This window comes from Roseovarius halophilus (ex Wu et al. 2025) (assembly GCF_047086965.1).
Genome location: NZ_JBKOTX010000226.1, coordinates 1 through 7780, shown reverse-complemented (window position 1 = coordinate 7780; position 7780 = coordinate 1). Strand labels below are relative to the sequence as shown.

The following is a 7780-nucleotide window of genomic DNA, read 5'->3' as shown; positions in this document are numbered from 1 at the left end:
ACGTGCGGGCGGCGGTGGCCACGCTGCTGACGCGGGCCGATGCGCTTTACCGATCCGGCCGGTCGGGGCTGCCGGCCCTTCCGCCAAGGCTCCGGCTGGCCGTCGCGGCGGCGTCGGACCTCTATGCCGCTATCGGGGAAGAGTTGCGGGCGCGCGATTGCGATGCCCTGGCGGGGCGTGTCGTGGTGCCGAGGCATCGCAAGGCGCGGCTGTTCGTGACGGCGGCGGGCGCGCAGCTTCGCACCGGTGTGATCCGGCGGCAGGAGACAAACCATGCCGCGACCTGACGTCGATATCGCCGTTCTGGGTGGGGGATGCGCCGGTCTCAGCGTTGCGGTTCGGCTCGCCGCGGCGGGGCGCAGCCTGCGCGTCATCGAGCCGCGCGCGGCCTATTCGGAGGATCGCGCCTGGAGCTTCTGGCGCACGGCGCGTGACCCGTTCGAAGATTGCGTGCGCGCCTCCTGGACGTCCTGGGATGTCTCGGGCCCCGGCGGCGCCGTCCGGCGCACCTCGCAAAACCTGCGCTATCAGACCGTCGGGGCCGGCGCATTCTACGACCGCGCGCAGGCGCTACTGGACGACGCGAGCGCGGCCGAGCTATCGCTGGGGACCGGGGCGCAGGACGTCGCCAAGACCGCGCAGGGCTGGCAGATCGAGACCGGAACCGGTGCCTTCACCGCCCGCCACGTCATCGACACCCGGCCGCCGAAACGGCTGCCCGGCTACGGTCAGTTCTTCCTTGGCCGCGAAATCCGGACGGAGCGGCCGGTGTTCGACCCGGGTGTCGTGCAGCTGATGCAGTTCCGGCCCGCCCGCAGCGCCGGTGTCGATTTCGTCTACATCCTGCCCTACGCGCGCGATCTCGCACTGGTCGAGGTCACGTCCTTCGCCCCGCGATCGCCGGGCCGCGACGTCTTCGAGACCTGGCTTGCCGAGGAGATCGACACGCTGGGGGCCGGCCATCACGAAGTGCTGCGCGAAGAGCACGGCGCGCTGCCGATGCAGGTCGGCTTTCACGACCCGGCGCCTGACGGGTGCATCCGCATGGGGCTGGGCGGCGGCGCCGCGCGCCCGTCGACCGGCTACGCCTTCGCGCGGATCCAGCGGCAGGCCGACCTCGTGGCGCGGGCGCTGGCCACGGGCAGCGACGCGCCGGGCACGCTCGACGGGCCCGTCAGCCGCTTCATGGACAGGGTGTTCCTGCAGGTCATCCAGACCATGCCGGATCGAGGACCGGCCCTGTTCGAAAGCCTTTTCCGCAACACGGCCCCCGACCGGCTCGAACACTTCCTGTCCGGGTCGATCCATCCGGTGGATCGGCTGTCGGTCATGACATCGCTTCCCACGGTGCCATTCCTGCGTGCCGCCCTGCGCCCGGCATGATCGCGGCGCACTGGCAGACGGCCCTGTTCGCGCTGGCCGCCATTGGCATCACGGCGGTGCAAGCCCTCTTCGATCCGTCGCTGCCGGCTCAGGTGCTGATCCTCGCGCCGCTGGTGGCCATTCTCGGCCTGCCGCACGGGGCGCTCGACCTGCCGATCGCCGAGGCGCTCTGGCCACTCCAAGGCCCGGCGCGGCAAGCGACGTTCGCGGCCCTCTATCTCGGGCTGTCGGGCGCCGTGGTCGCGGTCTGGCTGCTTCTGCCCGGGTTGGCCCTGCTGGCGTTCCTCGCCTACGCGATGCTGCATTTTTCCGAGGACTGGGCCGAGGGTCTGCCGGCACTGCGCTGGTCCGGGGGCCTTGCGACCGTCGGCGCGCCGGCGCTGCTGCACCACGCCGAGGTCGAGGCGATCTTCGCGATGCTCGCGCAGAGGGGCGCTGTGCTGGCGGCCGATGCCGCGGCGCTGGCGGGCATCGCCGGACTGGCGGTGCTGGCCGTTTCCTTGCTGACCCCTCAACGCGTGTCCGTGTCGGCCGTGTTGGAGCAGTTGGTCCTCTGGGCCACCGCGACGTTCTTGCCACCGCTGATGTATTTCGCGGTCTATTTCTGCGCCCTCCATTCCGTCCGGCATTTCACTTCGACGATGCGGGCTGTCCCGCACGGGCGACGGGCGCTCGGCATAGCTTTGGTCTTGTCTTTGATCGTAACGCTGGTCGCCTTGGTACCGTTGCGACTGGGCATCACGGGAACACTGGCGGGAATGACCGAACAAGGCCTCCGCGTCATCTTCATCGGTCTGGCCGCGTTGACCGTGCCGCACATGATCCTCGTGGATCGCTTCCGTCGCGCGGACATCACGACCGATTGACGATGAGGCGTACCCCTCGCACCGCGCGCCGCAGAGCAGCCCGATCGCACGCGGAATCGCCCTCCAAGCCGGGGGAACTCCATCCGACGATGACGGAGCCTCCGGCAAGCCCGAGCCACAGCGCCGCGACGACGAACACCGGATAGCTGGTGACGCTGGTCAGCCCCCAGACGCAGACGGTCTTGATGAGCATCTGCAGCGGGAAAATCACACGCCCGCCGACCTGTTCGGTCCAGACCCCGAGGAAAATCCGGCTGATCGATCCGGTCAGCACCGTCGTCGCCACCAGCAGGCCGAGCTTCGTGTCGCCGAGCCCCAGCTCGCCCCTGATCTTGACGCCGGTGGTCCAGAAGACCGGCCAGACGGCGAGGCAGACCGCGCAGGTGGAGTTTCTCAGCCCCAGTGCGCGGTACCGGTCGGTGCGGGTGAAGCCCTGTCGCTTGTTCAGATCTCGTCCCTCCTGACACTTCGGCGCGGCAAACACCGCGCCCTCGCCAGATGTGCGCAGTGTGTTCGAGCAGGACAACGCCTTTGCCCGGGCCGTGCTGGTGGAACCGGCACGATGCTACCGGGCCGTCGTCAAGACCTCCACGGGTCTCAGGCTGCGCAGCGCGACCGACCGAGTGGCCAACTACCTGCTACGCTGTCGCGGCGAGCGCAAAACGGATGAAACGCCCGGCGCGGGACCGTATCCATGTCATCGCGAAAATGCTGCTCCTCGTCCTGCACTCGCAAGCGGGATCAGAACGTTGACTTTCGCAGGAAGATCGGCCTTATTTGATCGTCATAAACGACATGTAAACACTTTTCCGACTTCGATGAGCCCGACCCCATTCTCCGAGCCACTTCAGGCAAGCATAACGGGCCACCCGTGATCACGCCAGCTACGCGGTTCATCGAACCACCCAGGAACCAAGGACCAAGCCATGCCCGATGATTTCTCCGCCGACCCGTCCACCTTCGGCTCGATCCTGCCCGGGGGGACCGCGACCGGCAGTATCGAGGACGCGTTCGACACCGACTGGTTTGCCATACAGCTGCAGGGCGGGCTGACCTACGAAATCAGCCTCGAGGGCTTGGAAACGGCGATGGGCACGTTGTCCGATCCCTATATCGAGGGGGTTCACGACAGCTCGGGCGCGTTCATCAGCGGCACGCTCAACGACGATTCCCCGCTCGACCCAACCCTGAACAGTTATGTCGCGTTCACGCCGTCCGCCACCGGGGTTTATTACATCGCGGCCGGCGCCTTTTCCAGCGAAACAGGCACGTATACGCTCAGCGTTTCGGCCCCCGAGATCAGCGACGATTTCGGCGATACGACTGGTGACAGTGGCACGGTCATGCCCGACAGTACCGTATCCGGCGCCGTGGATTTCGAATACGACCGCGACTGGTTCGAACTGCCGGTGACGGCGGGGACGACCTACGACATCTACCTGACAGGCGCGCCGTCGGACGATGGCACGCTGTCCGACCCGTTCATTCACGGCATCCTTGACGAGACGGGCACGCTGATCGCCGGCACCGCGAACGACGATTTCGACGGGCTGGAGAGCTTCACCTCCATCACCCCGTCCGCCGACGGGTCGGTCTTCATTTCCGCCGGCGCCTTCGGCACGGCGACGGGCAGCTACGAGCTTGCGGTCGTGTCCGGTGGGCAGACGGACGATTTTCCCGAAAGTCCGGCCACGACGGGCGTCGTGCCGCTTGGCGGCGCCGCCACCGGCACGCTGGAGGACGCGGGCGACGTTGACTGGTTCGGCGTCGAGGTCGTGGCCGGGGCGCGCTACACGATCGACGTGGAAGGCGCCGCGACGACAGATAGCAGCCTGACGGACCCGTTCCTGCGCGGCGTCCATACCGAGGCCGGCAATCTTCTCGCCGACAGTTCGGACGATGACGGCGGCGAGGGGCTGAACAGCCGGCTCGATTTCACCGCGCCGTACAGCGGCACCGTCTACGTCGCCGCGGGTGGCTATGACGACGCCACCGGGACCTACCGGGTGAGCGTCACCGACACGGCCAGCCTTGACGATTTCGCGGACAGCACGCTCACCAACGGGGCTGTCGCGCCCGACGGCGCGGCAACCGGCATCATCGAGGAAAGCAACGACACCGACTGGTTCGCGGTCACGCTGGAGGGTGGGCGCTCCTACACGTTCGACCTGCAAGGCCAGCCCACGCAGGACGGCAGCCTTGCCGATCCGTTCCTGCGCGGCATCCACGATGCCGAGGGGCAGCTTGTCGCCGACACCACGAACGATGACAACGGCACCAGCCTGAACAGCCGTGTCGCGTTCACGCCGTCACAATCGGGTGACTTCTTCGTCGCCGCCGGTGCGTTCGGCGCGGGCACGGGCAGCTACACCTTGCGCGTGACCGACAACGGACCGCGCGACGATTTCGCCGGCGACGTCACGACCACCGGCGCGATCCTGCCCGATGCCACCGTCACCGGCGAGGTGGAACAGCCGGGCGACGAGGACTGGTTCGCGTTTGACGCGACCGCGGGGCAGACCGTCCGCGTGTCCCTGCTGGGCGCGTGGTCGGATGGCGGCACGCTGGACGACCCCCTGCTGGCCGGCATCCATGATGCTGCCGGCACCCTGCTGGCGGGCAGCACCGACGACGATTCGGGCGAGATACTCGAAAGCGACCTCGAATTCACCTTCGACAGCGCGGGCACCTACTACATCGCCGCCAGCGGCTTTGCCGACGCGACGGGCACCTACGCGCTCGCGGTGGAGGACCTCGGCGCGGTTGCGGGCGACGATTTCACCGACACCACCGCCACCACCGGCGTGGCCCCGCTGAACACCCCCGTCACCGGCCAGATCGAGACATCCGGCGACCGTGACTGGTTCGCCGTGGACCTGACCGGCGGCGACACGTACCGGGTATCGCTCGACGGCGACAGCGGCGGGGGCGGGTCCCTGCCCGATCCGCTGCTCGATGGCATCTACGATGCCACCGGCGCCTACATTCCCGACACCTTCAATGACGACAGCGGCCTGAGCCTCGACAGCCTCCTCGACTTCGAGGCACCCGAGACCGGCAGGTTCTACATCTCGGCCGCCGCCTTCGGCGGCAATACCGGCACCTACACGCTGCGCGTGCAGGGTGACGGGCCGGCGGCCTCGGACGATTTCGGCACAAGTGCCGCCAGCGCCGGCAGCGTCACCGTCGGGGGCGCCGGGACCGGCGAGATCGAAACCGGCGGCGACAGCGACTGGTTCGCGGTCAACCTGCAGGCAGGACGCACCTACGAGTTCGACCTCGAAGGCGCCCCGACATCGTCGGGCACGCTCTCCGACCCCGTGCTGCTCGACATTCACGACCCGTCCGAGACCGCGTTGGGCATTTTCAACGATGATGGCGGCGAGGGTCTCAACAGTCGCGTGACATTCACCGCCACGCAGGACGGCCCCCATTTCATCGAGGCGGCGGCCTTCGGCGATTCAACCGGCACCTACAAGCTCGCCGTGACGGACCTCACGGGCGGGGATGATTTCGCCGCCAACCCGTCGACGGCGGGCAGCGTCGCGCCAAATGGAACGAACTCGGGCGAGATCGAAAGTGCCGGCGACGAGGACTGGTTCGCGATCGACATGATCGCCGGGACAACCTACACGATCGACCTCGCGGGACAGCCGACCGGCGACGGCACCCTGTCCGACCCGCTCCTGACCGGTATCCATGACGGATCGGGAAACCTGATCCCCGACACCGGCAATGACGACAACGGCACAACGCTGAACAGCCGCGTGGACTTCACCGCGGCCGAGACCGGCACCTTCTACCTCGGCGCTGCCGCCTACGCGGACAATACCGGCAGCTACAAGATCTCGGTCGACGCGCAGGCGCCGGAGGGCCCGGCCGACGATTTCGCCGCGGACACGTCCACGGCGGGGCGGGTCGCGGTGAACGCAAGCGCCACGGGGGCGCTGGAAATCGCGGAGGACACCGACTGGTTCGCGGCCACGCTCGAGGCGGGCACGACCTACGTGATCGACCTCGAAGGCAGCCCGACCGCTTCGGGCACGCTGAGCGATCCGTTCATCCGCGGTGTTTTCGACGGCGCGGGCAACGCGATCGACGGCACGTTCAACGACGATGCCGGCGAGGGCCGCAACAGCCGTCTCGAATTCACGCCGGACACGACCGGCACCCATTTCCTGAGCGCCGGTGGCTTCGGCAGCGCGACCGGGACCTACAAGCTGTCGCTGAGCGAAGCGCAGACCGCCCGGCCGCCGGCGGGCGCCTTCGACATCACCGTCGATTTCTCGGGCGACAACGCCTTCCTGCCCGTCTTCGAAACCGCCGCCGCCCGGTGGGAGGAAGCCATAACCACGGATTTGCCGGATGTCTCGGACGCGACGCTCGGGCTGGTGGACGACCTGCGGATCGATGCCTCGGTGACGTCGATCGACGGCCCCGGCGGCATCCTCGGGCAGGCGGGCCCGGACGCGTTCCGCGCCGCCACGTCACTGCCCTATGCCGGCATGATGCAATTCGACGACGCCGATCTGGCCGGCATGCAGGAAGACGGGATCCTGCAGGACGTCATCATTCACGAAATGGGCCATGTGCTGGGCATCGGCACCCTGTGGGAGTTCCTGGGCCTCAGCGGCAATTTCCGATACACGGGCGCCAGCGCGCTGAACGAATACCGCACCCTTGCCGACCCCTCCGCGACATCCGTCCCGGTCGAGGATGACGGCGGCCGCGGCACGGCCGGCGGCCACTGGGAAGAAAGCATCTTCACCAACGAATTGATGACCGGGTTCATCGATTCCCCGCCGAACCCGCTCAGCCGCCTGACAATCGGGGCGCTCGAGGATCTCGGATACGGCGTAAACTACGCGGTTGCGGATGACTTCACGCTCGCATCGGCCACCAGCGCGAGCGCGTTGAGCGCGTCGTCGACCGATGACGCCCCCGCCGCGGCCGACCCGAGGGCGGCGCTGGATGTGGCAATCGAGGACTCGACGGCCGACATGCGCTACGTGAACTTCGAAAGCAAGGCCCTGCAGATCACCAGCACGCCCGAGGCGGTCAAGCTGGACGGCCCGGTGACCGAGGCCGACGACAGCCGCGTGCTGTTCTTCGAGGAGGCGACGGGCAGCGATTTCCTCGTGGAACTGACGGGCACCTTCCAGAAGAACGATCCGGCCCGCGCGGAGCATATCAAGGGAACGCTGAGCGCGCTGTCGCTCTACCAGGGCGGTTTCCTGATCGCGACCTACGATTTCGCGAACGCGCCGGTGAACGTGGAAAGCACGCTCGCAGCCTGGACCGGGTATGACCTGGCCGAGGACAACTACCTCGAAACCCGCGCCGGCACACCGCAGGACGACACCATCCACGGACTGGCCGGCGACGACACGATCGTCGCGGCGGGCGGCGATGACAGCCTGTCGGGGGGCGATGGTGATGACACGCTTTCGGGCGGTGCCGGGGACGACACGGTCGATGGCGGGGCGGGCACCGACAGCGCGGTCATCGCCGCCGCGCGCGCCGATGCGGTT

General features: G+C 67.9%; 5 protein-coding genes. 4 read left to right on the top strand and 1 reads right to left on the bottom strand.

Going from position 1 to position 7780, the window contains the following annotated elements; genetic code table 11:
* The 3 genes from ACH107_RS27555 to ACH107_RS27545 all read left to right on the top strand — a co-directional run.
* Nucleotides 1–287: squalene/phytoene synthase family protein (locus tag ACH107_RS27555; RefSeq protein ID WP_412508881.1), on the top strand; the 287-nt coding region annotated here is incomplete at its 5' end.
* Nucleotides 274–1383: a lycopene cyclase family protein gene (locus tag ACH107_RS27550; RefSeq protein WP_412508879.1), complete on the top strand. Its 1110-nt coding sequence runs from the start codon at nt 274–276 to the stop codon at nt 1381–1383. The genes ACH107_RS27555 and ACH107_RS27550, both read left to right, overlap by 14 nt.
* Nucleotides 1380–2249, top strand: coding sequence for a Brp/Blh family beta-carotene 15,15'-dioxygenase (locus ACH107_RS27545; protein WP_412508878.1), 870 nt, complete (start codon nt 1380–1382; stop codon nt 2247–2249). Before ACH107_RS27550 ends, ACH107_RS27545 begins: the two co-directional genes overlap by 4 nt.
* Here ACH107_RS27545 and ACH107_RS27540 read toward each other — a convergent pair.
* Nucleotides 2236–2775: a hypothetical protein gene (locus ACH107_RS27540; protein WP_412508877.1), complete on the bottom strand. Its 540-nt coding sequence runs from the start codon at nt 2773–2775 to the stop codon at nt 2236–2238. The genes ACH107_RS27545 and ACH107_RS27540 overlap by 14 nt on opposite strands.
* Before the next feature lie 400 nt (nt 2776–3175).
* Between ACH107_RS27540 and ACH107_RS27535 the strand changes: the two genes are divergently transcribed.
* Nucleotides 3176–7780: pre-peptidase C-terminal domain-containing protein (locus tag ACH107_RS27535; RefSeq protein WP_412508875.1), on the top strand; the 4605-nt coding region annotated here is incomplete at its 3' end.

Coding starts and splice junctions, on each gene's coding strand:
- ACH107_RS27545 (WP_412508878.1), top strand. CDS start 1,380: ATGATCGCGGCGCACTGGCAGACGGCCCTGTTCGCGCTGGCCGCCATT.
- ACH107_RS27550 (WP_412508879.1), top strand. CDS start 274: ATGCCGCGACCTGACGTCGATATCGCCGTTCTGGGTGGGGGATGCGCC.